Source organism: Heyndrickxia sp. FSL W8-0496 (assembly GCF_038007825.1).
Classification (GTDB): domain Bacteria; phylum Bacillota; class Bacilli; order Bacillales; family Bacillaceae_C; genus Heyndrickxia; species Heyndrickxia oleronia.
The window spans coordinates 86,027-111,657 of record NZ_JBBOXX010000002.1 but is presented as its reverse complement, the minus strand read 5'-3'; the positions used below and the strand labels follow the sequence as shown (position 1 = coordinate 111,657).

The following is a 25,631-nucleotide window of genomic DNA, read 5'->3' as shown; positions in this document are numbered from 1 at the left end:
TCCATGTGTTTTTCAACTAAAAACGTCGCACACTCCCTGTTCCCATACCTGCTACAAGAAAAGCACCAATCTTCTTTTTTAATACTTCCAGTAATCCCATCACCGAACGAGCTTGTGATGGTACACAAACCCTATTTGTTTCTGCAATAAACTTAGAAAAATATGATCCATCATATAGAGGCTTCATATATTGATCAAGCTTTGCAAACAAAGGTCCAGCATTGGCGCGTAAATAATCTTCGGTTGACCAATCATTTTGAAATGATGCTTCAACTTTAGTAATATCCTTACTTTTTGTTTGAAGATAGCCCATTTGGATACCATCTTGAACATAAGAAAGCATTTCATCCTCTTTCATCGATTTAATAATGAACGCTCTCATATTTTTCATGTTACCAGCTATATTAGTAGTTTCGATGTCGACTTTTTGAAGCTTCTCCAGTGGAAGAATTGACAAGTAATGTTTGGTCCATTCTTTACTTCTAGGAAGCCCGAAAGTCTCTGCAAGAAACCGACCTGCCACTTCATAAATATCATGATCCCATGTCATTACAACGCGCTCAGGCATAGATTGATTATTATTCTTAGAATTCTGTAAGACAGCTTCTTGATAATCTTCACTAACTGCCATTCTAGGCATAGCAAACATATGACAAACCTTTCCATTAACGTCTTCAATTCTTCTAAAAGATTGACTGGAACGAATGGTTTCTGCTTTTCCAGTAGCTTCATCAAATATTTCAATGGTCGGGCTATATAAAGCTGCATGAACAGCACGACAAGATGTTAAGGAACCGGCAAAGGCAACACCAATTAGGGTTTTTTCTCCCTTATCATTAGTCGTTGTCATTGCCATCTTTAAAAATGCTTCAAATTGTTTGCCATCTTCAGTTACACGAATCTTTTTAGTCATAAATAAACGCCCATTTATTACAAAAAACGTTTAAAATGTAGAGGGTTACCCCCTCTGCATATAAACGTTCATGCAAAGAGGGCTTCCCTCCTTTAAAAGTTATTTTTTAATAAATAGTTGTTTCCATCAGATAATCTTCGTATTGCGAATAAACGCCTCAATCATGATCTATATCACTATCATCTTCATTTGTAAAATATGTGGAATATTCACTACTATTTTTAATAAACTCACTTAAATATTCCATCACTTCTACAGTATGTTCTACATGTGTGTCATAAGGGTCTTCCTCCGCTAATACCTCATATACTTCAGTCAATTCTTTTGGGATTTCAACCTTTTCATTGCGTGCTGTGTAATAAAGAGCTTTAAAAATAATATCAGCTTGTATTGCTTTGATGGTTTTTTGCATTTTACTTCTCCTTTCTTTCACAATAGGTATCTTTTGGTGAATTATAACTATCCAACTTTTTAGACATTAATATATACATCTTCCATAACAAAGTCCTCTAGCACGTAACTATTAAATACTATCTCCAGTGCTTCTTCTTCTGACATTTGTTTCTTCATATCGTTAAACACTCGTTCTAGTAACTTGTCATCTTTTATCATTCTTCTCATTTTATCTGCAGAAAATTGCATTTAAATCTTCCTCTCTTTTCGGATTTGTTATGCATAACCATTTGTAATCCCATGTAAAGTCCAACATTTACTTGAGTAGTTACCATAAAGGAAAATAGCTCCTTCATTTGCAGCATTAAACGAAACTTTACAAGAAATCATGGCTGTTTCTCTAAATACAAATCCTGCTATTTCATCTAATGTAATTAACATAGATCCGTTTGATTCCTTTCTATAAGGAAGTTCACAATTTAAAAATCGAAAGAAAATCGATTTTACAGAGCCACTTTGAAAATCGAAATTTTCACATGTGACTTCTACCTGGTGAACCATCAAATCAAATTCAGTTGACCCTTCCACTTCAGAACCTAGATTTAGCTTATGTTTAGATTGATCATCTATATAAGACAACAATTTATCTTTTCTCCTTCTCTACTTTAGATTGAAAATACCTTTTTCTGAAAAGATACGTACAATGGACTTTGATTTAAAAGTAGTCACTTCTTCCTCTTTTCCACTCTTAGGATTAATCTGCATTTTCTGCTCTTGTACACGTTTAGAGACCCCTACAAGAAGGTGGTCTCCCATTTCCTCCGGTAATGTACCAGAAGCGATGGCTGTTGCAACGTGAGTAATTTTAAGAGGCATGGCAGGATTAATTTGCTTACCCAAAGTTATATTTAAGTCCTTTATTTTATCCTCAATTTTCTTATAAAAATCACAAGTTTGAAGAGAAATCAAAATATCATCTTCCTCTACTTTCATGGACTGAAATAACGCCACTGGTTTTTCATTACTAGGAATTTCATAGGAACATGTTTCCCAATCAGCAACATCTAGAGATGGGATAGCATGCTTTCCTAAATAAGAAAAGTTCACAAGTTCCTTCTCAATATTTTGCTGATAACGTCGCTCCTTTTCACTTCTTAATCCCTTTCTCCGTCTCTTTGCATAGACGATCACTTGCTTGTATGTGTCATAGTTGGCATCTGTAAATCGATATACTTTAATATTCACAAATCGACTAGCCAATATTTTTGCACAATCTTTTAGTACATATTGAGGGAGATTAAAGATTAAAACCCCTCCAGGTTGCAAATAATCACCTGTTAAATCCCGAAGAAAGGTGTTTTCCATCCTCTCACCATTCATTTGCATAAATGGTGGATTAAGGTACATAGCACTAAACGCGTCATGAGACATTCTAGTTTCCTCATATCCACATTTTGCTACGTGATCAATTACCTTTTCAGCTATTTCAGCACGTGACTTTTCAATCTCGATTCCGAAACTGGTTGTAATAGCTCCTTTGGACGTTAGATCATCCTTCCATTGTTTCAATGCAGCGCCCTTTCCACAGCAAGGGTCTAACAGAGTAATAGATTCTCCAGGAACACAAGATAATCTTTTTAATATGAGATCCATTTCTTCTGAGGGAGTGGGATAAAACCCACCTTTAGCTTCTGATTCTAAACGTGCCATTAAGCAGCACCTCCTTCAGATTTTTCAATTACTACTAAGCAATAAATTTCCTCATTATAGAATAAAAAAGGACTTTTGCTATAAATAATTGATTCTGGATCACACTTTTCGATTAGCTCTACATATGAAATAGACACAAAATCTTTTGTAACTGTATCAACAAAACCAGTAAAGCACCCCAAATCCCAAATGGTTACCATAACCTTATCTCCAATTTGAATGTCGACTGTTCTATACTGTGGATGACCAGCTCTTTTTAAATTTAATTTCATTAATCTCTCTCCTTAATAAATCATCGTTTATTTTTGTTTTTCGTATTCTAATAGGGATAAATCTATAGCTAGAGTTATCCCTTTTCCTTTTGTATAAACAAGAGGTTTCTTAAGCTCTTTCGCAATTCCTCTTGCAGTTTTCATACTGTTATGGTTAAGAGCAACTATCATTAGAGTCACGACGTCTGCTTTTCGAATCATACTTCGGTATTTAGAAGATGGTCGGTTCATTTTTCCATCGTGAAATAAAATAGTTACTCCTCTACTCTCTACATACTTTTTAATGGAAGATTCCCGTGAACCGCCAATAATTGCGATTGTACACATCTGGATTCCTCCTTTCGAAGCCGTTTACGATTTTTGTATTTGGTACAGGCCCTATATTGAGGATCATGGCAATTCGTTGGAATAAGAAAAGCACATTGTTTTTCTCTATAGAAATAACAAGAATGACACTTAGCGCTTCTATCCTTTTTCAATCCATAGGCCCTTACCATAGGATTTAAATTAGCAAGCCCCCAGTCAGTCGATTGTAGATTTAAAGTATTTTGCAACATAAGATCAACTCCTCTTATGAGTGTTTAATCGTTGTAGTCGTTGCATTTCACTTTCTATTACAGCCATAGCTTCTGGGGTACTCAATTCATCAAAAACTCTATTAAAATCCCAATTTGAAGGATAAACAATTTTATATTTACTATTCAGTCCAGTCCAAGACCCTCCTGTATAGGACAGAATATACGCAATATCTTTTGGTTCAGTAGCTTCGCACAAGGCAGCCAATACTAGCCGCGTAGCAGTCACTACTTTAATTTCTGGTCGGTAGCTATGTTTACTAATCCCGCAAAAAAAAGCATGTGTGTCAAAGTAGTCCTTCATATCATTGAAATCTGTAATTAACTTAATTTCTTCTGAAGCAACTTTAACAACATCTTTTTCTAATTGTTCTGAGAATCGATTCATTCTGGTTCCTCTAATCGATTCATTATTCAGGAAGTAGTCCAATGCTTTCTGTTCACTAACTAATTTTCGAGCAGAATTATCAAATGCTTGAGATCTCAAGCGATAATACTCATTTGATAACTCATTAGATGGAAAGTTAAAGTTAGGATGCCAGCGAGACCCCAAAGCTTTTTCGTAGTCTCCAGTAAGATAAGCCTCCTCCATTTCTTCGATGACATGCTCTACTGCTTCGTCAGGTGTATGCCAATCCCGTAAATCATCGGGTATGGTTATACCCCTTCTATCATCACCGTAGAATTTAATCCATTGTCTTTCTTCAAAATCAAGAAGATAGGGAATTAATTCATTTGGAAGGCTATCTTTACTCATTCCATAGTAATTTCCTCTCTTTTTAGCAAGTTGCTTAAGTATTTCAAAATGTTCATTAATCTCTTCTTCTGTTTTCGGTTGAATGTATTCCAACATTTCTAATAAATCTTCCATTAGTAATCGCCCTAAAAAACAAAAAGGAGGAACCCCCCCTTTAGCGTTAGAGGGCTTCCTCCTTTCAAATTTTAGATGTTAAATCGTAAAAGCAACACTAGCAACAGTATCATTGTTAAAGTCGCTGGCTCTTACTATCTTGTCAGAAAAGCTTTTTACATTATTATCCGTTACATCATTTCCAATGAGTATTGTCGCAACGGAAAATTGCCTTTCTTTTTTTATCTTAGTAAAAACTCCACTTTGAGGGTTTGTGTAGGTCCTTAATGCATGATGATCGGATGGTTCTCCATCTGTAATAAAAACTACATCTGCTTTCCTATACCTACTATTTTCCTCAATAATGCTGACTGCTTTTTGTAAGGGGGAAGTATAATTTGTCCCTCCACCTAAAAAAGTTTCAGCTAGCTTTACTAGATCACCTGGTTTAATCTTTCCCTTGTCATAGCGGAAAGTTCCTTGTTTTGTAGAATTAGAAAAGGGAATAATCGCAAAATCACGTCGTTGTTTTTTTGCAATCATCATTAAGGCTAGAGCGAATCCTTTACTTTGAGCATCTAACTTTTTCATTGAACCACTTTGATCTAAGCATAGAATTATAGGGCCTTTACCTAATGTTTCTTTCCCTTCCGGTGCGTACATCATGGTTTGATGTTCAGCATAGCGTCTTAAAAAATCTAGCTTGGTAGATGAATTCTTATAAGCTGCTAATTCGACTGGTAAAAGTCTTTCTACATCAATACCTAACATCACACCACTACGATCTATTGTTTCAACATGTTTGGTTTTTTGTTTTTTTTTGTGCAATGGCTTTAAATCTTCCTGCCCATTCAGCAATTTCTTTTAATTTTCCATTTTTAGATAATAATTCAGCTAATTTAATTTGATCACGTAACGGAAGTTTTTGTAATTCCGATTCCCCGTTACCTGCACCTCCAGCCAAAAGATTTATTAAGTCCTCCTTTGACTGTTTTGCTTTATCAGTAGCTAAAGACATTCTTTCACTGAATTGTTTTTTATTTTGTTCAATTGATTGTGTTAATTGTGACTGAATTTGTTGCACAGCATTTTCAAAGTTCTCTTGAGCCACTTTCATTTGCTTTTTGGCTTTTGTGATTTTTCTTTTCGCATTCTCTTGAGCCTTTTTATCACTATTCTGATTAGCCACGTCTAACGAATCTTGCGCCTCTTGTTGCATATTCTCAGCTTTACATAGTGACTTTTCAAACTGCAGGGCTTCTTGAATGGCTTTTTGAAGCTCCTCATTTACTGATCTTTGCTCATCGACCCATTCGTAAACTTTCTCTGAATAGCTTACCGTTCCGAGTGCTGCACTTAAATCATCTAATCGAGTCGTTTTATGAGAATGATGATAACTCTCTTCATTCATCATTTTTTTCATAAAATAATAGTTTATTTTAAATTCTTGATCAAAGTCTTGTTCTTCTAAAAGTGATGGTTTCACTTTATATAAAGAAGCCCAAATATCTGACATTAAAGGGGAAAAGGTAGGAATAACCTCTTTCCCTTTTTGGTTTATTTCTTGCAACCGATCTGACATTTCTAAAATTTGCCCGAAACGTCTTCTATCATAACGATCAGTATTTAGAACTGATTTTCGTTTATCCATACTATTGTCCCCCTTAAATTCCTAACATAAGGGTAGCAATTTGTTTTTGACATGTTTCTATTTTATTGCGAACAACTTGAATATCCCCTTCTCTATCAGGATGCTGACTAGAAAGTTGGGATAAATCTTTTAATAAAGATTTCATTTTTTGAGTACCCTCTAAACTAATCTCTGGAGATTGTTCTTTCTTCACCTTCTCATATATTTCTTTAGCCTCAGCTTCAATTTCAAGTATTCGTGTTTTAACAAAGTCTTGTGCATATTTTGTTACTATTTCTTGCACTTTTGTTTTTTGATCAATAGTTTCCCAAAGCCCATCGGTTAAGATCAAAATATCTTCAATAACTACTGTTGAACGACCATCCATTACTGCTTTTGCTTTTAGAAGAGAAAGCGACTGACGAAAACGTCTATCTGATGGTCGAATCCCTTCATCTTTCAATTCAGTACGAATTTGTTTTAAAGTTTCGTAAACATCAGGTGTTATGTTAGTCATATCACAGTACATTTGAAGATCATCAATATCATCTAATGTTAAGTACTCTGTTGGATTTTTAGCTTGAGTTCCTTGAAGCATCGAAATAAAACTTGCATCTTCACCGATATAATCAACTTCAAACCGAAGTAAGAAACGGTCAAATAAAGCTTCAAGTCCTTCTCCTTCTTCTGGATACTCATTGCTTGCTCCAATAACACTAATTAACGGAGTTTTTACTGGAACTCCATTGTTATAAAATAAACGTTCATTTATTAGTGTTAGTAAAGCATTCAAAATAGCAGAGTTTGCTTTGAAAATTTCATCAAGAAATGCTATATGTGAAACAGGCATCTTGTGCTCTGTATTTCTTTTATAAATCCCTTTCTCTAATTCTGATAAACTAACTGGACCAAATATTTCCTCTGGAGTAGTAAAACGTCCCAATAACCATTGGAAATAGTTCATTCCTTGTATGGATTTTGCTACATCCATAGTTAAAGCAGACTTTCCTGTTCCAGGAGGTCCAACTAATAAACAGTGCTGTTTAGCAATTATACTTAGATAAATGGCTTTTATAACCTCTTCTCTCTCAACGTATCTACAGGATAAATATTTTACCCACTCATTTAATTTTTTTATTGAATTATTCATTCTTATCCCTCTCCCGTTAATTAGTTTTTTGATTACGCTTGTTTTGCTCTACCTCTTCTACTATTAGCAGCTTGTTCGGCAGCCTTATCTAAAAGAATTTCGAAGGCGTTTTTAATTAATTCCTGGTAACTTTCCATTTTATCTATTGCATCAGTTACAATTTCACGATAATCAGCAAGATCTGAAACTACTCGTTTCGCTTCGTTGGCTAATATCTTCAACTGTGCAGTTGGAACATTATCTTGTTTGGCCAATTCTTGACAGCTCACAAGTGTGCTTTGAAGATGCTCTAAAACCTTTCTTTGTAACATATCCTTATTCTCATCCGTTTGAATAAGAGGAATCATAAAACCTTCCCCCTTTTCTAGTGAGTTGAGAAAATTCACAAGTCTACGTAACTTATTTTCGTATTTAGCTGGAATAAAGTAGACACCACCTGAGGGTCTAACAGGAGTAGGTGACATGGTTTTAAGAATATCAGTAGAAGACATTCGAATCGCTTGTCCGTTGTGACAAGTTTTATATAGCTCGAATAATTTGCATGCCTCTTCTGCTAAGTCTTCAGCCATCCCACCCTGTTCAACGATAGCCGTGCTAATGGTTTCAGCTTTCCTATTAAAAATAAGAATAGCTTCATTTTGTTTATAAGAAAGCTTTTGTCCTTTTGAATCTATTGTTTCCTCCACAATGTTCCTCTGAATGATTTCCTCATTAGTACAAACATTTCGAACGATGTAGTTTCTATAAATTCCTTTAGTATCTGTTTCGACACGTTTGGTCTCAATATCTTTCGTAGCTCGTCGAAAGGCATCTGCAGAACGAATTTCATTCGGTAAATCTGATTCTTCAAACCCATTCAGTAAAAGTAACTTCCTTAAATTATTACGATCATAATTACTTTCTCCTACTGAATACCAACATAGATATCCAATAATACTTTTTACATTGCTATCCTCATTGATAGCAGCTACTTTTTCTAAATTCATTGTCATTTGAAACCCTCTCCTTTTTTTGAAAATAAAAAAAGAACAGAATTAGTTCGAATTAATCGAACTGACTCTGTTCTTTTTAGTACCAACACAAAAATAAGACCTACAAATTGCACGTCTCGTTGTTGGCAAATCCTATTAACTTGTTCTCTTCAAGCATATTTCAAACTAAAGCTTGATGAGTCTTTTCCTCTAGTAATTTCACTAGATAGACCTTTCTTCCAGCACGTTAAAAACGGAGAAGCATAAAGGTAGACCACAAAAAGTGGTTTTTTACGAAGGTGCTTTCACATTCCTTCTGCCCGACTTCATTCAGCACGTACCAAACGGTGACGGAAATGTACAAGGGCTACAAAAATTAAAAAACTATAATTTCATTATACGGAAAATTACACCTTCTAGCAACGAATTTTAAAGATTAGTTATATACCTGTTTAAGAAAAATAAGGCATTTTACTTTTTATTTGCAATTAGTAATTAAGGATAATTTATTGTATTGAGGACATTATTAAAATAACAACAAATTCACAACATAAGATTGAAATGAAGCTAGTATAAGCAAAACATTAAATGTAATTGAGTTCACTTTGTTGGAATAGTAATTTTTATTTGAGTAATCTTTGAAAGCTTAAGGAGGTGTAAAATTGATAAAGCTTGTGTTTAGATTAGTTATAATATTTATATTAGTTAATTCTTCATTATTTCCAAGTTACACTTCGCGTGTTAATGCAAAGAACATAGATCAAACTGAATTAGAAAATGCTTTTATTGATGCTGTGAATCCTCTAATATATGAAGCAATTACTGATTTCTACAAAAAGGAACCAGTTAATATTTCATATATGTGTCAACATCTTATAGATTTAAACAATATAGATAAAGGATCAAGATATTTTGATGCTGTTATCCAATTTATAACTTATCAAGGTGCACACAATCCACCAAACCATTTATTCACTATTTATATAAAAAGAGGAGTCCAAGGCTGGCAATTGATTAGTTATAAAGTTGATAAAAATTATAATCCGAAAAAATATTGTAGATAATTAAAAAATCCTCATATTGAGGACTCAACATGAGGATTTTTTATAAGGATTTAGTAAACATTATAATTTTTTTGGGTGCTCCCCAGTTTAAAGCGTAATCATAATTATCTTTAAATGCATCTTTATCATTACAAGTAGTGCAAAAACCAAACCAAATATCTACAAAATTATAGGACCAGTTGTAGCCATAGTCTCCAGTGTCCTCTATTTGAAAAGATGATCTAGATCCATATAACGGGTGAAGTACTGGCGTATCAAAGACAACTGCAGATCCAAATGGAATTACAGGAGATGTACCGCCTCTTACAGGATGAACTGCAGCATAACCCCATTGTGGGATTTTGCCACTATGCGTTCTTCTTGGTTGACCATTTGGTAGATACTGAGGAAGTGAATATGCTGTTACATGTTGATTATTATATGTTATAAAAGGGGTTACATCTTTTTTAGTATTTTCTTTTGCTGCAAAAGAAGGTTTAGGTTCTTGCATAAATGAAATAAGAATTAGAGAAAAAATAATAAGTAATGTACCTATTTTTAATTTCATCGGTTATCCTCCTTTAAGTTCTCCCAGTTAAATTCAGGTAGTGTTCCTACAAGCAATTCATTATCTTTTGAAATAAGTGTTGAGATTTGTCCATTACCAATAAAGATTTTTTCTGATTTCCATGTATCATCCCCTTTCAATATTTTATATAGAATATATCCATCGCTAATAAATAAATTATCAGTTGTTGTTATTAATTGATTAATATTTCCACTAATATCTAATTCGATTTTTTTTAATTTAAGAAAATTTCCATCTATTTCCCATATAGTATCTTTTGAGTATAAAAACAATTTTTCTTGAAAAACAGTCAATTTAATACCATTCAAACTAGGAATATCTATTTCTTTAAAATTATCATTAATAGAATTAAATATTAGTAATTTATTTGAAGTTAAAATAACTATTTTATCTTTGTTAAAAGACACAGAAATTAGCTGTTTTTCAAAATTATATTCATTCCATGACAATCCTCTATTAGTTGTTAAATAAAGTTTATTGTTTGAAATTACACTAATAACATTTTCTTTTATTGCAAAATCAATTGCATCTTTACTTTCTAATGTTAAGATTCTTTTTATTTGCCCATTTTGATAATGAGATAGACTATCAGGGGTTAGTATATATAAGTCTTCAGAATTGTCATTTTGCGGTAATACCTTAATAAACCTATCATCCAAATAAATTTTTGACTCCTTTTTTGAATCTTCACCTACTTTAGAAATGAAGGGTTTAGATAAATACACTTGAGGTCCTTCTTCACCCCAAAATATTAACTCCGTATTTTTTTTATTAAAATAACCTCCTAATATGGCTTGATCTCCATTATTTTCAATTGATTTATTACCTTGAAGAGTATATAACCCTCCATATGAAGGTACTTTTTTCAAAGAATAAATTACTGATCCTTTTTTTGCATTTATTACTACTTGTGAAAAGTGACCTTTTTTGTCAACACCATATACACTTAAATTCAATTCATTTTTATTTTTTTCTAAGCTAATTTGATATCCATTTATAAAGCCTTTGCCTGATAACAGTCCATTCTTTTTTGCTAGAACAATTCCTTCATCACTATCAATATTAATATCATTAACATTTATATAGTTATCATTTGATTCATTTTGCAAGTTTATCTTTTGTGTTATATTTGAATGGTTTATTGTTATTAATAATTGTTTTGAAGTTTGAGGTACCCCATAAATTAAATTCCATTTTTCATGATCTTTTTCTACCATTTTTCTAGTGTCTTCTGAATGAGCACTATATAAAACAGCGTCCTTGCTCCATTCTTTTGCCTCTTTATTGGCAATATTTATTGTTTCTAAAAGTGTAGTATTATTTTCAGTTTTATCTTTTTGTACGGAATCCACATTATTTATTTTTAGTCCTATCAAAACCAAAAATATCAAAAAAGGGAAAACCAATAAAAATTTTATTTTCATCCAAAAATCACCTCCAGTAACGGATATACCGATATAATTCGACGGAATATTCTAAATTCCTTCTATTTTTTTTATATTCCGTCTTTTTAGTGTTTTGGCTGTTGAGAAGATCATTATAATGCTATTTTTGTGTAAACATAGACTGTTCATTTAATAATAAATTAGGTTTTAGTTATGTATTTTTGTTTAGTCAATGTAAATGACTAAATTTAATCAATGAAGTTTAATACGAACTTCTGAAATCTACTTGAGGATCATACCTCTTCTTAATTCACATTAGCAACATCATTTTCAGCATAAATAAACCTCTCTTCAAAAAGAGGAGAGGTTTATTGGCTTTGATCTATGATAATGTAATAGAAGTAGAAATTTTAGTTCAATAAGTTTTAGAAAATTGTTATCTCTAATCCACCAGTCTTCAATAATTCAGAGTTAAAATGTGATTTTAATCTAAAAACATATTTTAACTAACTTATTAATTAGGAGTAAATTTTTCAACCTGACCTTTCTCCCTTAAAACTGAATAGTTTCAACAATTAAGCTTTATATCCATAATTTCCCCAAAGTTTATATATTCAAATTCACCGTCATCCATTGTTATTTTAATTTGGCTAGATAACTGATCAAATGAATGAATTAGTCCAATTAGTGTTTCTATAAATCCGTTATCAAATACAACAAATTCTATTGGACAATTATACTTTTTCGCATAATTAATCTTCTCCTCATATTCTTGTAACTGATGATCATCTAACAATGGCATTTGAATCTTTTGATTTTCAACTTGTATTTGTCTTAACAAACTAATATGTTCGGGCATAAAGAAGCCCTGCCATTTTTTATTCCCTCTATCACGAATCTTGTCATTATTCACAGTTGAATGCACCTCTCTAATTTACAGTAGTTGATACTTCCAATATATCCATAAAAGGAATCTTGATCGTCTCTAATCCACTTTCCACATGAATTAACTTTGTCTGTCCGTCCATTTTTATAATTTTACCCTGTACTTGAAATTGGCCTTTCTTCCATACTGTAAGATTTACTAAGTTTTTTTCTTGGTATGCCTCAATTAGCATATTCCCTAATTCCTCTAACTCAAATTCGTCACGAGTAGGTTTTTGTGGTTTAGATTTTTTAGGCATTTTTATTCCCATTTTTATTCCCCTCCAAAGAGTACTATTGTTCTTATTATATACGAACACAAGTTCTTGTTCAACTTGATTTAAGAACAAATGTTTGTTTATAATAAAGTAAAAAAGCGAGGGAGCAATATGAGATTAATCCCCGAAAAGGATAAGGATATTATTGAAAAAGCAATATATTTACCGATGGTAATAATCGTTCTTAATCAAGATTTAAAATTAATTAATAATAGCCCTATTAAGCTAAAATCTCCTTATTTAGAATGGATCGATGAAACGATCAGAACGGTTCAGAAAGAGTTATCCACTGTAAAACGATATATGAAACAGCAGCAAATTAAAGTGGAGAAGGTTAAGACTGAAGAATCATTCACACAATATGTCTTTATATATAAAGGGTATGAGGAAATTCATAGATATTTTAATCCCAGACTTCGAAATCGGACTGAAGAATTATTAAAATATTATCTATATCAAAGATTTAATGACAATTAAATCTCTGTACTCAAACTGTGATGTGTAAATTGATCAAAAACATGTATTTTAATTCGAGGTAATTCTTAAAACGTTGGTTTACTTCCTACAATTTTACTTTTCAACGGTCTATTGGAATTTATTCTAAGAACATAATATATACGAATAAAACAAAACAAAAGCCAGTCTAAGACTGACTTTTTATTTATATTAAATGAAATTTTTTAATTGTTCTTTTATATTTTTTGTTAGGAGAATTGAGTTTCAAGGGTCTATATTGGGCGGTCCTATCAATATCCTTTTTTAATTGATCGCCTTGTAATAATAAGCTATGGGTCTCAACTAACAAATTATCAATATCCGCATAACCAGTTTTTTTAACCTCTTTTTTAAGAATAGTCATTGATCTCCCTCCCCGTTTTTATTATTTTTCATTTTATCATATAAAAGAATTAAGGTACACATTCTGGAATAATATTCAACTGTTCTTAAATCAGCGTTATTGAACCCATCTTGCGTTTCAGACTGGAGACATAAGACACCTAAGATCAATTCATCAACAATCAAGGGTATCCCCATTATAGAACCAATTGGACTTGTCGGTAGTTTACTCTTGAAGCGCTCATCTTCTTCTTCAATTTGGTTCACTATTATCGCTTCACCTTTATCCCATATATAGCCTGCAAAACCTTCTCCTTTTTTAAACGATCTCTTAGAAATCGATTCGGCATTTATTCGAACCGATTCTACAATTTTTAATTCCTCATTTATTACTGAAAACAAAGAAATGGATTTATCACTTTGATCTTTTTCAAGTATAGTTATACATTCTGAAAGAATATGCTTTAGCATTTGTTTCGAAAAATCCTTATCATTTTTCAAATATAAAAAATTCAATGATTTTATTAACCTATTTACATTTTCATTATGTCTTAATAAGACTCTTAGTTTTGCTTCAAACCTAGTTAGTGAATTTTCCAATTGTGTTGAGTAATTATAAGACTTTTTAAGTAAGATACTTTTTATATGAAATTGGGAAGCTAGTTTTTGATACTGCTTTTGTAAATACAATGGACCTTGTTTGAATCCTGGATCATAAAAAGGATTCGGAAAATTAGTAACAGCTGTTCCGATTTCATTTTTTTCACTTGATCGCCAATGATTCCCTAAATTAATAGTCAATCTATATAGGAAGTAGCTTATCGACACTACACTAATGATCTGCAGCCTATTTATTGATTTTTGAAGTGAATTACTAAGAATATCGGCTATTATACCTGAAAAACCGTAAATAATCGCTATCACTAGTAAACCTGCTAAAAGATAACAAGTTGCTATTTTCCAAAATGGATATTTAGGTTGGTCATATGATTCTTCATATGTGTCAGAGGCCCCTTGTTCATCTATATTTAATCTATTTTGATTCATTTTCCCCTCTCCTCTTTCCAAAAATTCGTGACAACATCTTTAATTTAAAAAAAGGAAGCACAGATGTGTTTCCCTTTTCCAAAATTATTAGTATTTATCTATTTTTATATTTTTTTTAATACGTTAGAGTAAAGCCCCTTTCTCTTTACCTAGCCAAGATTGAACTACCCTCTCTTTAAGAACCTTACGAGTTGTTTAAAGAAGGGATTCCTAAGAACACCGGTGTATACACCAGTTATGGATTAGGCGATCCCCGCAGTCCCTGCGGTTAGAAGTCGAATGGCTTCATTTTTAAGATTGATTCCTGCGTTAATATCACGATTATGATGAGTGCTACAAGAGGGACAGTCCCATTCACGTAATCCGAGATGTTTAACGTCTTTATTTTTGTAGCCACAACAAGAGCAAAGCTGGCTACTCGCAAAGTTTTTTGAAACGGTTACTACTTGTTTACCGTACCATTTCGCCTTATATTCCATCATATTTTTGAAATGCGACCAAGAAACTTCGCTAATTGCTTTTGCAAGACGGTGGTTCTTTATCATACTTGATACGCACAAGTCTTCCATTCCAAAAATGTCGTGGTTTTTGATCATTTCAGTAGAAATCTTGTCTAAATAATCTTTTCTTGCATTAGCAATCTTTTCGTGAATACGAGCGACTTTTCTTTTAGCTTTAAGCCAGTTCGCACCACCTATTGTTCGTCTACTCAATACTTTTTGTGCATGAACTAATTTCTTTTCTAATGAACGATAAATCTTAGGATTCGAGTAAATCGTACCATCCGAAAGAATAGCGAAATCTTTCAGTCCTAAATCAATGCCTACTGCAGAATTGGTTTTAGGTAATTCCTTGACTTCTGATTCAGTGTATAAAGAAACGAAATAGCAACCAGAGGGATTTATTTTGATCGTTGCACCTAAAATACGACCTTCAACTTCCCTACTTTTCGCAAAACGGACTTTCCCTAACTTAGGAAGTTTTATATAATTCTCTATGACATCAATATTTCCGTTTGTATACTTTGTTGTATAAGATTGAACAGGATTTTTTTTCGACTTAAATCGAGGTGATTTATTTTGCTTTTTGTAATATCGAACATAGGAATCCGCCAAAATCTCTACTGATTTTTGTAATGCAATACTATCTACTTCTTTCAAAAAGGGGTAATGCTTCTTTAGTTCAGGTAGTGATTTCACTACTTCATATTTGTTGAATAATTTTCCTTTCCAGTTATTTGATATAACTTGCCCATTCTGTTTCAGTTCTTCGGTGATATACCAATAAACTTCTTTTTCCTTTTGTTTTCCAAGAAAGAAATTGAATACAAATCTTGAACAACCAATGGTTTTATTGATCAGTTCAATCTGTTTTTTGTTTGGGTAGATACGGAACTTATAAGCCTTGTTGACTAGCATATTTTTCACCTCACTATTTTGGCTTCATCCATCACATTCCTTGAGGAAGGGTTATTCTGCCGTTGGGATGATAAAGCTCTTTTAAGAAAACAACATATTGGTCGCTCCTTTTAATGGATGTTTATTCTTGAAATAAGAAATAAAAAAAGCGAGCAGTCATTATCGACAACTCGCATCTCCTTTGAAATTATTAAAACTATTACGTATTGCCAAATTCGATTGAATACAAGTCATATTGTATTTCTTTAGCAAATCTTTTTTATTTTTCTCCATAGCTCCTAGCATAAGTAAGGCAACATAAGCTTGTCCCCCACCTTTGGATAGTCTTGATTGGAGAAATCTCCTACAGGATTTTGGCATTTTAAATATACCCCATTTCTCTATGACTAAAGTATTTTCCATCGCCTATGATAAGATGATCTAACAATTCTATACCGATGACTTTTCCAACTTCAGCTAATCTTTTAGTGACCTCTATGTCTTCCCTACTTGGACGTTCTACTCCTGAGGGATGATTGTGCGCTACTAGTATTGTTGCAGCACCTTTTCGAATAGCAAAACGGAATGTTTCTCTTGGATGAACAATAGAGGTATTCAAACTACCTTTAAAGAGTTCATCTTTACCAATAATTTGATTTTTAGTATCTAAAGCTAACACAACAAACACCTCTTGTTCGAAATGTTGCATATATTTTAATGCATGATAGGCATCTTCAGATGAGTTGATGGTAAACATCTCAGGTAATGACATGGAATTTACCTTTTTAGTAAACAAGATAGTCGCATAGATTCGTTCAGCGATAGTTTTAGAAAACCCCATTGACCGAATATCATCTTGAGTGAGGTCCAAAAGCTCCCTAATTGATAATGATGAGAGTTTATAGCAAACGTTAGGGTTAGCCTTATTACCAACAATTAACGCAAGTAAATCTGATAACTCTGATTCACATCCACCATAGTAGGAAACTCTTTCACGTGCAATTTCAATAAAAGATTTTTGCTCGCTTGTTAGTGTTAATTGAATATCCATATTCTCCTTTCCACACTCCGACAACCGAGATGGCAGTTGGAATGTGCCACCTCGTTTAAAGCCGAAGGGGAAGGCTATTTTAGTAGTCTGTTAGTTGAATGCAATTAAAGATCGATCATGCTTTATAAAATACTCAACACGTTTTTTGAGTAAACTTTTTGAAGTTAATGGATAGTGAATTAATAATGCTGGATGACGTAATAAAGGAACACTTTTTGACCTTAAGATATGTTCAATCATTTCCTCACCTCTAGCAATAAATAAAAATTCACTAGTTTTCCCATATAATACATTCGTTTGTAAGTTTTTCGTTGACCAAAGATCTCTTCCACATCTTTATGTGGAACCTTTGCCCCTACTTTTTGCTTGTTATATTTCATGTAAGAACTGTGGTGAACTGGTAAATCTATTGAAAGATGTGTGAAAACACTCTTCTTTTTAGTGAATAATTGAGTTAAAGCTAACATATAAGGTTTCCTCCCCATTTATCTTTTTAGTAAGTAGCTAGTACAAAACGAGAACCAGAGCTTGTTTCTATAACAAACTTCCAACAATCAGGGTATACTTCCCTATATACCTCGCTTGGTTGTCCGAAATAGTCTACATTCCCCAACAATATACGTTCTGTCATATTCAATCCCTAACTACCGAAGGGGAAACCCCAACGGTAATAGGGTTCCCTCCCTTCATTTAATAAATGGATTTTTATTTTGATTCTACTTTCTTGCTGCGGAAAGAGTGTGTAGTTTTGCTTTCTGCATACTGAGAAAGAACTGCATCATCCCAACCTAATTTTTTTAAATCATTTGCTGAAAAACTTAAATATTCCCATGGATTCATTCCTTCAATTGCAATCATTTCAGCAAATTCCTTTTTACTTTGAGAAGTGAACTTCCAGGAGTTTGACGGGTGTTTATCCCAAACAACGCCTCCAGCTTCAACAGGCCCATTTAATTCAACAAATAATTTTAAATGATCCTTCATTTTTTTTAATCCAGATTCGATAAAAGCAATTTTATTAGCGAAATTAACTGCATCTTCCATTGTCATATCTTTTGGATTCATCAATATAATTTCATCTGATGTTTTTACTTTTTCATTTACAAGAGTTTGCATATAAAATCCCTCCAAAAATTTCTTTTTCGTTTTTTAATAAACACTCGCCAGCAAATGAACAATGTTTACAATGCGGATTCATTTGATAAGGAAACAGTTTTTCAACTGGTTCACCTATTTCTAATAGAAAAAGTCTATTTTCAATTTGAATCGCAGTGTCTTCAGCCCATTTTCTAGCGTTTTCCATTTCTCTTTTAGAAAAACTCATTCGTTTCTTTGCCTTCTTGAAATAACGTAAGAAGAATAAAGACCCGACTATATCAAAGGTTTTATAGATTTTAAATAATGCCCAAGCATATAAAGGTAGTTGCATGGTATCCATCGGGCCATATACCATTCGGTTAGTTTTCCAGTCTGTAAACTCAATACAGCCAAAAACTGTTTCAACCAAATCAATATAGCCCTGTATACAAGGAGCATCGTCAGCATCTGAAAGAGGTAATTTAAAATACTTCTCAACCTCTACCCCACTTTTTAATCCAGCGCCCATCTCTATAGGAGCTTTTTCTATTAACTTCCTTAGTTCCATCGGATCAATAAGGATAGGACAGTCCATTTCAGCTTCGAATAAAGCTTGATCTAAACTATGTCCTTTAAGCATTAATTCAATCGCTAGATGAACAGCTTTTCCCATCGCTAATGGTTCAGTGACTGGTTCCTCTCTTTTTTCGATATATCGTAAATAAAAACGATAAGGGCACTCTTGAAAAAGAGTTAATCGAGAAAAAGAGTATGTCATAATTGCCATGGTTTTCCCTCTTTCACCTTTAAAATAAAAAGTGCACCATCTCTAAATAAGTAGAAATAGCGCACATTCTTTTTGATAAGTATCTTCTAAAAACATTTGTATTAGCTTGGATTTCTTTAATTTAATGAGGTTCAAGAGACTTTATATAACCCGAATTTGGTTGTTGTTACGGTTATAAAACTTTGTCCTCAATTAATAAATATTATCCAACCTTAATTAATGAATTTTTTGAGTCAATAGAGTGTTTATACTGTTTATAATGTTGAAACGAGAATAATACATAAATTAAAGCATTAGCCATTTGATTATTCTCAAGCTTTGCAGTTCGATAAGCTTCCCCTGCAATAATTCTAGCTTCCAAAGCCCAATCTTCCCATCTTCTACAAGAATACATTGTAAGAACATCATTAAGTAGACTAGGGATTTGTGTTTCTTCAGATTGGTTTTGAATATTTTCGACAACCAATTGATATTTCATTGACTCAAGTCCAATTAGCAATTTAGCGAATGCTAATATTCTTTGCTCACGAACATGAGCATTCCATTCTGTCATAATCTCTTCTAGGGACTGTTTATACTCCTCGAAGTCGTTACGTTTAATTTCTGCCCAATCGATCAATTCTAATTGTTTTGGACTTAAAAGTTCAGCAGGATGGTACTTTTTCCGTTTATGACCGAAGTATTTTTGCTTTACTTCTGTAAATGGTTTTCCCGTCAATAAACTTTCAAATTGAAGAACTCCACCTGACTCCTTAATAGCAATAGGTAAGAATTTGATATTATCTCCATCTTTTCCCCTGCTCCACACCGTACATGAGACTTTCACCTCATACGGCGCTCCATCTTTTAGTAACTTCTAATTGATAGGTTCTAGGTTACACTTTTTACGATATTCATTTATTTTCTTAATAGCTATATCATCAAGATTTAGTATTTTAAGATATTTAAATATTGTTTGGGTGTCTGAAGCATGTACTAAGACGTGAATATATTTGTGTAGAATACGTAGATTTCTAAATTCATCTGTTCCGCCTAGATTAATAGGTTTATAGTGATGACAATGTACAAATTCAGCAGGGATAAATTCTCCCGTAATTTCACATTTGCCTTTTCTCATACTGTACCTACTGATTCGATTATCAAAGTATTCTACACTTCTATTTGGTATGGAAGATTCCATAAGTTTTTTAATTTCATAAGCTATATCACTACTAAGAGTCTTAAATATATGGTTTCTTCCTTTACATGTGAAAGGAGTATGCCACTGTGAAAAGCTCATAATACTCTTATGACGAATATCCGCTAGTGGAAAGAGATACATACCGCAAATTTTGTATGTCTTATATTTGTTCTTATAAAACCTTTTATATGATTGCGGTGGATCCATGGGACATTCATATCTTCCTATCCTACCCAAACGATTATTTTGGAGTTCTCTTAAACACCATGCTATTTTCTTGAAATCATGATAAACGTGAGTTGCTCCCTTACTATAATTCTGGATACCTAATACCCAGCTATTATAGAGAATGACATTCTTGGCAGTTGGACTTTTGTGAATTTGTTTTATTCGATTTTTCCCTTCCTGCACATACTGTCTCTGCTTCTTGCTTGTTATATTAGAGATTGCAACACGTTTATTGCCATTTCTCTTAGCTTTAATTGTAAATCCCAAGAAATCGGATTTATTTTTTCTAAGATTAATTACCTTGGATTTTTCAGGTGAAATGTCAAGTTTTAAACGGTCTTTTAAGTAAAGTCTTACAGCGTGGTACCATCTTTGGGCAGTTTTCCAGTCTCTACATAGAATTTTAAAGTCATCTGCGTAACGAACAATGAATCCTTCTTTTAAGTTTGTTTGTTTAAGCTGCTTATATTTTACATATTTAGCTGCGTATTCATAATTACTTTGAAAGTTTTCCCATTGTCCTGCTACCCATTGGTCTAAGTCATTAAGAACTACATTAGATAGCAAAGGTGATAAAATTCCTCCTTGTGGAGTACCTTTTGAGGGAATGCCCTCCCCTGCTATTTCAGCTTTTAACATTTTGCTGATTATGCGTAAGACTTTCCTATCTCTTATTCCTATATTCCATAATTGCTTTATTAATAGTGAGTGGTTGACATTATCAAAGAAACCTTTAATATCAATGTCCACTACATAATGCAGTTCGCTTTTGTTTATTAAATAATTCACTCTTGCGATTGCATGGTGTGTGGATCTTAGGGGTCTGAATCCATATGAGTGGTTGTAGAATCTTGCTTCACAAATTGGTTCGAGGACTTGTTTAAAGGCTTGTTGTATGATTCTGTCACTCATGCTTGGAATACCTAATGGGCGTTTATCCCCACTGGGCTTAGGAATAAAGACTCGTTTAACTTTCATAGGCTGATAGTTTTCAAGACGCTTTTGGATAAATGCAACTAATTGTTCTTCTGAGAACTTTCTAAAATCATCAATTGTGCGTTTATCCATACCTGGCGTTTTAGAACCTTTATTTGTTTTAATTGTTTGATAAGCAAGTAAGATGTTTTCTCTTGAGGTAATAATGTCATATAGACGATTAAAAGATTTTCCTTCCTTGCTATCTTCATATAAACTATCAAACGTTTCGGTCATACCGTAATATTCCCAATATCGTAATTGTGTTTGCATGATGGATCATCTCCTTTCTGGGGATGATTTCCCATCTTCTTACCTGATCCCTGCAATGAACCTTTTAGAATATCAATTCAGTTACTAATAGACTTGGGGCTGTTCCTCCATTACCATTACAGTAACTTCAATGGTCGTGCCCCTACTCTCACAAGGATAAATGCATTTCGGCATAATGCCTTATAGCAACCGTTAGGGTGATAGCCCCTTATCAACGTTCCTTGTTTTCCTTGTTCCTCTTATCCTAGCTTTTCATATATCTTTAGGTGGTTCCTTTGAGCCTGTAAGTTTTATCAGTGCCATTGTTCACCGGATGAATTTCAGCGTATTGATTCTTACTTTTCACCAACTTACCTAGTCAATGACTGGCAGTATCTTTCGAATACTGTGTGCTTCTAGACCCGTACATTCGAAAACTTCGTCAGACCATTATTGGTCATTCTCACCATAGATATTTTATAGCCACCCGAACTATCAGTTACCATATCCAATGGACTTAGGTATCCTTCGCCCGACTTCACCTAGCTTCACACCTCTAATCTCTATCAAGATTAGACGCATGTAGGAGTATCAGTGTGGTTGTTTCGGAAAACGTGGTTTCCTCATTCCAACCATCAGATAAGAAGTTAGGTTAAATATTACTTAACCCCTACTTTTCCTGCATATCGCGGTTATAGTAGAACAAGTCGCACCAATACCAGCACTTAAAAATATTTTCTTTCGGATTTAATGAAAGATAAAATTTTTTAGGACGACTAGCATCCATGAGACAAAAAGGACATTTACAAAGGACTTCTTTCTTAGTTAATGATCGTTCATTTATAATTAAATTATTTTCTCTAGCTACATTAATGATGGATGGTAACAATGTAATCAACCACCTAACTTTTTTATATTTGTATCCAATGAGATTGTAGTTGGATTTGCTTATTTTTATAATGAATAACAATGGATTCATAATCTATGTTCCAACTTTGTATAAATACGTTGGCATGACGATTATGATCACAAAGAACATTTTCATTACACGCATTTTCAGAACAGGAATGAGAAACGATATATTCAGTTCCTTTTCTTTTTATTTCAACTATGACATTGCCATAATGAGAAAGAGAAGGAACAACGAAGTAAAACGCTGTTCCATCTGTAAGGGTAACTTTCATAGCACTTCTCCTTACGCTACAGCTAAGCCAGCTATTTTTATTATGTGGACATAGCCATTTACATTTTCAAGCTCAAAAAGGTATGGTTGGCTTTCTTCAACTTCGTCGAGTAGGTCTAAGACCTCACCTCTAGCCAAAGCAATAGTTTTCTCTCCTTGATCATTTTCGAGAGCTACCTTAGCAAAAGGGGTTCCTGTTTGAGGAGACTTACCAGCTTTAACCATCAACACTGTCCAAGCTTGAAGTTTGGAATCAACATCCTCCTGGAATGTTTCTTTCTCATCATTAATAACTACCTTTTCGTCTAAAGGTAATTCTAAAGATTCTTGATTCAAGGGTTCCACTGATTCCTTTTGCGCTAATTTTCCTTTTTGTTTGATTTCCTTCTCCTCAGAAGAATCTTCCTTGTCAGATTGAACTTCTACCTTTTCTGAAACTGATGATTTCTTCTCTTTTTTCACTGTGTTACTTGATTTCCCTACTTGCTCCTTATTTTCTTTCTTAGGTAGTTCTTCGGTATTTTTTGTTGTTGGTTGTTCAATCACTTGCTTTTCAAATTGCTCAATTTCCAATTGATCTAATCCCATTTCTTCAGCAGCTACAATACCACCTAATGGGAATTGACGACGTAATGCAGCAACCTCTGCAACCTTTTGAATCATTGCTGATGGCATCGAATCCCAAACATAACTCTTTCCATTTTGAGATGCAGCATTAGCAACAAAATACTCTTGGAAATCAACATTAACTGGTAACTTTCCACGTTTTGCATGTTCTGCAAAAGCCCAGGCTCCTATAATAGGTCCACGTTTTTTACCAAATTTATGAATAACATTTCCGTCAATGTCCATTTCGAAATCATCGCCTTCACGAATAACAGCGCTGACACACTTTACAAAATCTTTGTCTCTCATCGCTGCTTTAAGATAACCATCACGACTGACGACAAAATTAGTTACTGGACCACGTTTCGTTTCAAATCTTTGAAATACAATTTCTCCTAATATTGGATCAAGTCCATACTTTTCACAGATGTCCATAAATATTCTTGCATCGTCCTGTGTTGCTCCATTTGGTGACAATTTTGTTCTCCAAATTAAATTTTTTTGTTCATCTGTAAATAAAATAGTTTTTTCCATTGAAACCCTCTCCTTTTGTTTTTTAGATTATTTTTCACATAAAAAAAAACAGGTCTCAGCCAAAAAGACTGGAACCTGCTTCTTTTAGATAACACAAAATAAGACCTACCACATCTCCATTTTGATATCAATAGAGAGTATACGCCTTTGTGTTCGAAACTATATAATTCTTCTTTACGCATAAATAACTTGCATAAAGTCTTTTGTTCTAGTTAATACACTAGAACGCTTTTTGTCTTTCAGCACACATAAAAGTGGGAAAGTATAAAAGCAAACTGTAAAAACAGTCTTTTATGGAATATCTTTCGATTATTTCCTACCCAGCTTCATTCAGCACGTACCAAACGGTGACGGAAATGTACAAGGGCTACAAAAATTAATAAAACTATTGTATATATACTATCAAATTTTTCTAATATTGAAAAGCTTAAATCAGAAAAAGAAGAAGGATATTTATTTCCTTCTTCTTATAGCTATTTTTAACATATATATTTTAAATTGTCTGTATTAAATAAAGTCATGTATTCCTCAGTTATTATTCTTAATCCAATTAAATTTTCTTTTCTTGGATGTTTGTCGATAGTTTTCAATAATTCCTCTAAAAATACCACTATATTTTCATGGTTCTTATCAACTTCCGCCTGTATAATAGCTGACATTGTTGTTTTAAAAAAATACTCATGTTGGTCCAAAAAGCTATCAAATAGAATTTTATAATTTAGATTCTTTTTATCCGACATATCAATCCCCACTTTTTTAAGTCCTTAACCAAACAAACTATTTTTTTGAATTAAAGCTTGAGAAAATTCATGATATCCTTTAAGCGTTAACTTTAATACCTTACCATGTAAGTCAGTATTTTTAACAAGCAAAACCCCTTTATCTTCCAAATGATTTATTCTTTCATTATTTATTCCATATTTAATAAGGAGGTGTACTGGAACCCATTTATCAATTCTTTTAGACTCAAGAAGAATTTTAGCTATTTCCATTAACATACTTACGTCCTTCCCTAAAATAAACAGATAAATTAATACGAACACTTAAATAACTGATGTTTTCTTGATATTAGAATGTTGTTCCTCCGAAATAGTATTTTCTGGAACCCATTTGCCCTCTTTCCATAAATAAAACATTTCACTAAAAGAATGATTTGACATTTGATTATCAGTGGTCATTCTTACTTTACATTTTTGAAGGTATTCATCTAGAGTCTTACCATGTTCCAATGTTTCTTTTATAAGGATAAAACGTTCCGCAGGCGTATAGAACTTGAAAGTATGAATAAGATCTTCCTCGTTGCCTCTTTGGACTAATACATGTATTTTTTTATCCTTTCTTTTAACCGATCCAATAAACGGAGGAATGGATGGCAATACTCTAATATTAGGATTTTCATCCTTGAATCTACTAACTAGTTGAAAGAATAATAATCGCTGTAATAAATCAGGAATACTAAAACAGGTCCAATCAACAACCGGGTAACGTTCTTGAATCATCGCAATTCCTGTTGGCCCAAGAGAAAATATAGGAATCTCTTGCTGATTTTTAAAAAGTTTATGTCTAGTTAGTTTTCCTGTAGCACATAGCTTTTTTAACCTTTGTTTATCACCATCTAAAAATATCTTTTTAAGTTGTAATGAACTAATAACACCAACAATCGCCAATGCAATTAACATATCTTCTTCTCGTTTTCCAACCCAATTCATGGCGTTCTCATGTAAACGATCATATTTATACCATTGAACTTTCCAGTCATGACAGAGAGAAAAAGGACTTAATGTATCCATAAGA

At 33.1% G+C, this 25,631-nt stretch carries 33 protein-coding genes; 2 read left to right on the top strand and 31 right to left on the bottom strand.

Going from position 1 to position 25,631, the window contains the following annotated elements; all coding sequences use genetic code 11:
- Positions 1 to 16 precede the first annotated feature (16 nt).
- The 12 genes from NST63_RS27055 to NST63_RS27000 all read right to left on the bottom strand — a co-directional run bounded on the left by NST63_RS27055 (position 17) and on the right by NST63_RS27000 (position 8,485).
- Positions 17 to 913, bottom strand: a complete 897-nt coding sequence (locus NST63_RS27055) for a hypothetical protein (protein ID WP_180212617.1) — start codon at positions 911 to 913, stop codon at positions 17 to 19.
- 157 nt (positions 914 to 1,070) lie between these two features.
- Positions 1,071 to 1,325, bottom strand: coding sequence for a hypothetical protein (locus NST63_RS27050; RefSeq protein ID WP_180212616.1), 255 nt, complete (start codon positions 1,323 to 1,325; stop codon positions 1,071 to 1,073).
- A gap of 59 nt (positions 1,326 to 1,384) precedes the next feature.
- The gene (locus NST63_RS27045) at positions 1,385 to 1,555 is read right to left on the bottom strand and encodes a hypothetical protein (protein WP_161809554.1); all 171 of its coding nucleotides are present in this window, start codon (positions 1,553 to 1,555) and stop codon (positions 1,385 to 1,387) included.
- A gap of 27 nt (positions 1,556 to 1,582) precedes the next feature.
- Positions 1,583 to 1,948 carry a hypothetical protein gene (locus NST63_RS27040; protein WP_251340344.1) on the bottom strand — a complete coding sequence of 122 codons (366 nt, stop codon included), beginning with the start codon at positions 1,946 to 1,948 and terminating at the stop codon, positions 1,583 to 1,585.
- 18 nt (positions 1,949 to 1,966) lie between these two features.
- The gene (locus NST63_RS27035) at positions 1,967 to 3,016 is read right to left on the bottom strand and encodes a DUF6094 domain-containing protein (protein WP_180212614.1); all 1,050 of its coding nucleotides are present in this window, start codon (positions 3,014 to 3,016) and stop codon (positions 1,967 to 1,969) included.
- The gene (locus NST63_RS27030; RefSeq protein WP_180212613.1) at positions 3,016 to 3,288 is read right to left on the bottom strand and encodes a hypothetical protein; all 273 of its coding nucleotides are present in this window, start codon (positions 3,286 to 3,288) and stop codon (positions 3,016 to 3,018) included. Before NST63_RS27030 ends, NST63_RS27035 begins: the two co-directional genes overlap by 1 nt.
- A gap of 27 nt (positions 3,289 to 3,315) precedes the next feature.
- On the bottom strand, positions 3,316 to 3,615 hold the full coding sequence (locus NST63_RS27025; RefSeq protein WP_341044305.1) for a DUF2325 domain-containing protein: 300 nt from the start codon (positions 3,613 to 3,615) through the stop codon (positions 3,316 to 3,318).
- 234 nt (positions 3,616 to 3,849) lie between these two features.
- Positions 3,850 to 4,734, bottom strand: a complete 885-nt coding sequence (locus tag NST63_RS27020; protein WP_212946038.1) for a hypothetical protein — start codon at positions 4,732 to 4,734, stop codon at positions 3,850 to 3,852.
- Positions 4,735 to 4,812: 78 nt separating this feature from the next.
- Positions 4,813 to 5,541 carry a vWA domain-containing protein gene (locus NST63_RS27015; protein ID WP_341044304.1) on the bottom strand — a complete coding sequence of 243 codons (729 nt, stop codon included), beginning with the start codon at positions 5,539 to 5,541 and terminating at the stop codon, positions 4,813 to 4,815.
- Positions 5,507 to 6,364: a hypothetical protein gene (locus NST63_RS27010; protein WP_341044303.1), complete on the bottom strand. Its 858-nt coding sequence runs from the start codon at positions 6,362 to 6,364 to the stop codon at positions 5,507 to 5,509. Before NST63_RS27010 ends, NST63_RS27015 begins: the two co-directional genes overlap by 35 nt.
- Positions 6,365 to 6,377: 13 nt before the next feature.
- A complete protein-coding gene (locus NST63_RS27005; RefSeq protein ID WP_212946037.1) occupies positions 6,378 to 7,493 on the bottom strand; it encodes an AAA family ATPase in 1,116 nt (371 codons plus the stop codon).
- A 32-nt stretch (positions 7,494 to 7,525) separates the two neighbouring features.
- Entirely contained in the window at positions 7,526 to 8,485 is a 960-nt protein-coding gene (locus NST63_RS27000; RefSeq protein ID WP_180212608.1) for a DUF6744 family protein, read from the bottom strand.
- Positions 8,486 to 9,126: 641 nt separating this feature from the next.
- Between NST63_RS27000 and NST63_RS26995 the strand changes: the two genes are divergently transcribed.
- Positions 9,127 to 9,528: a DUF3888 domain-containing protein gene (locus NST63_RS26995; protein WP_212946036.1), complete on the top strand. Its 402-nt coding sequence runs from the start codon at positions 9,127 to 9,129 to the stop codon at positions 9,526 to 9,528.
- Positions 9,529 to 9,568: 40 nt separating this feature from the next.
- On the opposite strand, the gene NST63_RS26990 is transcribed toward NST63_RS26995, so the two are convergent.
- From NST63_RS26990 to NST63_RS26975, 4 genes are all read right to left on the bottom strand, one after another.
- Complete coding sequence (locus NST63_RS26990) at positions 9,569 to 10,075, bottom strand: hypothetical protein (RefSeq protein WP_341044302.1); 507 nt, start codon at positions 10,073 to 10,075, stop codon at positions 9,569 to 9,571.
- Entirely contained in the window at positions 10,072 to 11,520 is a 1,449-nt protein-coding gene (locus NST63_RS26985) for a hypothetical protein (RefSeq protein ID WP_180212605.1), read from the bottom strand. Before NST63_RS26985 ends, NST63_RS26990 begins: the two co-directional genes overlap by 4 nt.
- A 529-nt stretch (positions 11,521 to 12,049) precedes the next feature.
- The gene (locus NST63_RS26980; protein WP_180212604.1) at positions 12,050 to 12,394 is read right to left on the bottom strand and encodes a YolD-like family protein; all 345 of its coding nucleotides are present in this window, start codon (positions 12,392 to 12,394) and stop codon (positions 12,050 to 12,052) included.
- Between the two features lie 16 nt (positions 12,395 to 12,410).
- Entirely contained in the window at positions 12,411 to 12,677 is a 267-nt protein-coding gene (locus NST63_RS26975; protein WP_242598335.1) for a YolD-like family protein, read from the bottom strand.
- 117 nt (positions 12,678 to 12,794) lie between these two features.
- Between NST63_RS26975 and NST63_RS26970 the strand changes: the two genes are divergently transcribed.
- Entirely contained in the window at positions 12,795 to 13,160 is a 366-nt protein-coding gene (locus NST63_RS26970) for a hypothetical protein (RefSeq protein WP_180212603.1), read from the top strand.
- A gap of 184 nt (positions 13,161 to 13,344) precedes the next feature.
- Here NST63_RS26970 and NST63_RS26965 read toward each other — a convergent pair whose 3' ends face one another.
- The 15 genes from NST63_RS26965 to NST63_RS26895 all read right to left on the bottom strand — a co-directional run bounded on the left by NST63_RS26965 (position 13,345) and on the right by NST63_RS26895 (position 25,627).
- Positions 13,345 to 13,542, bottom strand: a complete 198-nt coding sequence (locus NST63_RS26965) for a hypothetical protein (RefSeq protein WP_058005824.1) — start codon at positions 13,540 to 13,542, stop codon at positions 13,345 to 13,347.
- Positions 13,539 to 14,567, bottom strand: a complete 1,029-nt coding sequence (locus NST63_RS26960) for a GAF domain-containing protein (RefSeq protein WP_341044301.1) — start codon at positions 14,565 to 14,567, stop codon at positions 13,539 to 13,541. The genes NST63_RS26965 and NST63_RS26960 overlap by 4 nt, the downstream gene beginning before the upstream one ends.
- A gap of 242 nt (positions 14,568 to 14,809) precedes the next feature.
- Positions 14,810 to 15,985, bottom strand: coding sequence for an IS200/IS605 family element RNA-guided endonuclease TnpB (gene tnpB, locus NST63_RS26955; RefSeq protein WP_341044300.1), 1,176 nt, complete (start codon positions 15,983 to 15,985; stop codon positions 14,810 to 14,812).
- 361 nt (positions 15,986 to 16,346) lie between these two features.
- Positions 16,347 to 17,015 carry a JAB domain-containing protein gene (locus NST63_RS26950; RefSeq protein WP_180212599.1) on the bottom strand — a complete coding sequence of 223 codons (669 nt, stop codon included), beginning with the start codon at positions 17,013 to 17,015 and terminating at the stop codon, positions 16,347 to 16,349.
- Positions 17,016 to 17,105: 90 nt separating this feature from the next.
- Positions 17,106 to 17,255, bottom strand: coding sequence for a hypothetical protein (locus NST63_RS26945; RefSeq protein ID WP_341044299.1), 150 nt, complete (start codon positions 17,253 to 17,255; stop codon positions 17,106 to 17,108).
- Positions 17,252 to 17,482: a hypothetical protein gene (locus NST63_RS26940; RefSeq protein WP_341044298.1), complete on the bottom strand. Its 231-nt coding sequence runs from the start codon at positions 17,480 to 17,482 to the stop codon at positions 17,252 to 17,254. Before NST63_RS26940 ends, NST63_RS26945 begins: the two co-directional genes overlap by 4 nt.
- Before the next feature lie 238 nt (positions 17,483 to 17,720).
- Positions 17,721 to 18,131, bottom strand: coding sequence for a hypothetical protein (locus NST63_RS26935; RefSeq protein WP_180212597.1), 411 nt, complete (start codon positions 18,129 to 18,131; stop codon positions 17,721 to 17,723).
- Complete coding sequence (locus tag NST63_RS26930) at positions 18,112 to 18,879, bottom strand: PD-(D/E)XK nuclease family protein (protein ID WP_180212596.1); 768 nt, start codon at positions 18,877 to 18,879, stop codon at positions 18,112 to 18,114. Before NST63_RS26930 ends, NST63_RS26935 begins: the two co-directional genes overlap by 20 nt.
- 202 nt (positions 18,880 to 19,081) lie before the next feature.
- The gene (locus tag NST63_RS26925) at positions 19,082 to 19,705 is read right to left on the bottom strand and encodes a hypothetical protein (RefSeq protein WP_212946034.1); all 624 of its coding nucleotides are present in this window, start codon (positions 19,703 to 19,705) and stop codon (positions 19,082 to 19,084) included.
- A 30-nt stretch (positions 19,706 to 19,735) separates the two neighbouring features.
- Positions 19,736 to 21,535, bottom strand: coding sequence for a group II intron reverse transcriptase/maturase (gene ltrA / locus NST63_RS26920; RefSeq protein ID WP_341044297.1), 1,800 nt, complete (start codon positions 21,533 to 21,535; stop codon positions 19,736 to 19,738).
- Positions 21,536 to 22,425: 890 nt separating this feature from the next.
- Entirely contained in the window at positions 22,426 to 22,698 is a 273-nt protein-coding gene (locus NST63_RS26915) for a hypothetical protein (RefSeq protein WP_180212594.1), read from the bottom strand.
- A gap of 11 nt (positions 22,699 to 22,709) precedes the next feature.
- Positions 22,710 to 23,837 (bottom strand): recombinase RecT, encoded by a 1,128-nt coding sequence (locus NST63_RS26910; RefSeq protein ID WP_212946033.1) that lies wholly within the window; start codon positions 23,835 to 23,837, stop codon positions 22,710 to 22,712.
- A gap of 479 nt (positions 23,838 to 24,316) precedes the next feature.
- Positions 24,317 to 24,589, bottom strand: a complete 273-nt coding sequence (locus tag NST63_RS26905; RefSeq protein ID WP_212946032.1) for a hypothetical protein — start codon at positions 24,587 to 24,589, stop codon at positions 24,317 to 24,319.
- A 12-nt stretch (positions 24,590 to 24,601) separates the two neighbouring features.
- On the bottom strand, positions 24,602 to 24,835 hold the full coding sequence (locus NST63_RS26900; RefSeq protein ID WP_180212591.1) for a hypothetical protein: 234 nt from the start codon (positions 24,833 to 24,835) through the stop codon (positions 24,602 to 24,604).
- 45 nt (positions 24,836 to 24,880) lie between these two features.
- Complete coding sequence (locus NST63_RS26895; protein WP_180212590.1) at positions 24,881 to 25,627, bottom strand: hypothetical protein; 747 nt, start codon at positions 25,625 to 25,627, stop codon at positions 24,881 to 24,883.
- Positions 25,628 to 25,631 lie beyond the last annotated feature (4 nt).

Coding starts and splice junctions, on each gene's coding strand:
- NST63_RS27055 (WP_180212617.1), bottom strand. CDS start 913: ATGACTAAAAAGATTCGTGTAACTGAAGATGGCAAACAATTTGAAGCA.
- NST63_RS27050 (WP_180212616.1), bottom strand. CDS start 1,325: ATGCAAAAAACCATCAAAGCAATACAAGCTGATATTATTTTTAAAGCT.
- NST63_RS27045 (WP_161809554.1), bottom strand. CDS start 1,555: ATGCAATTTTCTGCAGATAAAATGAGAAGAATGATAAAAGATGACAAG.
- NST63_RS27035 (WP_180212614.1), bottom strand. CDS start 3,016: ATGGCACGTTTAGAATCAGAAGCTAAAGGTGGGTTTTATCCCACTCCC.
- NST63_RS27030 (WP_180212613.1), bottom strand. CDS start 3,288: ATGAAATTAAATTTAAAAAGAGCTGGTCATCCACAGTATAGAACAGTC.
- NST63_RS27025 (WP_341044305.1), bottom strand. CDS start 3,615: ATGTGTACAATCGCAATTATTGGCGGTTCACGGGAATCTTCCATTAAA.
- NST63_RS27020 (WP_212946038.1), bottom strand. CDS start 4,734: ATGGAAGATTTATTAGAAATGTTGGAATACATTCAACCGAAAACAGAA.
- NST63_RS27010 (WP_341044303.1), bottom strand. CDS start 6,364: ATGGATAAACGAAAATCAGTTCTAAATACTGATCGTTATGATAGAAGA.
- NST63_RS27005 (WP_212946037.1), bottom strand. CDS start 7,493: ATGAATAATTCAATAAAAAAATTAAATGAGTGGGTAAAATATTTATCC.
- NST63_RS27000 (WP_180212608.1), bottom strand. CDS start 8,485: ATGACAATGAATTTAGAAAAAGTAGCTGCTATCAATGAGGATAGCAAT.
- NST63_RS26990 (WP_341044302.1), bottom strand. CDS start 10,075: ATGAAATTAAAAATAGGTACATTACTTATTATTTTTTCTCTAATTCTT.
- NST63_RS26985 (WP_180212605.1), bottom strand. CDS start 11,520: ATGAAAATAAAATTTTTATTGGTTTTCCCTTTTTTGATATTTTTGGTT.
- NST63_RS26975 (WP_242598335.1), bottom strand. CDS start 12,677: ATGGGAATAAAAATGCCTAAAAAATCTAAACCACAAAAACCTACTCGT.
- NST63_RS26970 (WP_180212603.1), top strand. CDS start 12,795: ATGAGATTAATCCCCGAAAAGGATAAGGATATTATTGAAAAAGCAATA.
- NST63_RS26965 (WP_058005824.1), bottom strand. CDS start 13,542: ATGACTATTCTTAAAAAAGAGGTTAAAAAAACTGGTTATGCGGATATT.
- NST63_RS26960 (WP_341044301.1), bottom strand. CDS start 14,567: ATGAATCAAAATAGATTAAATATAGATGAACAAGGGGCCTCTGACACA.
- tnpB (WP_341044300.1), bottom strand. CDS start 15,985: ATGCTAGTCAACAAGGCTTATAAGTTCCGTATCTACCCAAACAAAAAA.
- NST63_RS26950 (WP_180212599.1), bottom strand. CDS start 17,015: ATGGATATTCAATTAACACTAACAAGCGAGCAAAAATCTTTTATTGAA.
- NST63_RS26945 (WP_341044299.1), bottom strand. CDS start 17,255: ATGATTGAACATATCTTAAGGTCAAAAAGTGTTCCTTTATTACGTCAT.
- NST63_RS26940 (WP_341044298.1), bottom strand. CDS start 17,482: ATGTTAGCTTTAACTCAATTATTCACTAAAAAGAAGAGTGTTTTCACA.
- NST63_RS26935 (WP_180212597.1), bottom strand. CDS start 18,131: ATGCAAACTCTTGTAAATGAAAAAGTAAAAACATCAGATGAAATTATA.
- NST63_RS26930 (WP_180212596.1), bottom strand. CDS start 18,879: ATGGCAATTATGACATACTCTTTTTCTCGATTAACTCTTTTTCAAGAG.
- ltrA (WP_341044297.1), bottom strand. CDS start 21,535: ATGCAAACACAATTACGATATTGGGAATATTACGGTATGACCGAAACG.
- NST63_RS26915 (WP_180212594.1), bottom strand. CDS start 22,698: ATGAAAGTTACCCTTACAGATGGAACAGCGTTTTACTTCGTTGTTCCT.
- NST63_RS26910 (WP_212946033.1), bottom strand. CDS start 23,837: ATGGAAAAAACTATTTTATTTACAGATGAACAAAAAAATTTAATTTGG.
- NST63_RS26900 (WP_180212591.1), bottom strand. CDS start 24,835: ATGTTAATGGAAATAGCTAAAATTCTTCTTGAGTCTAAAAGAATTGAT.
- NST63_RS26895 (WP_180212590.1), bottom strand. CDS start 25,627: ATGGATACATTAAGTCCTTTTTCTCTCTGTCATGACTGGAAAGTTCAA.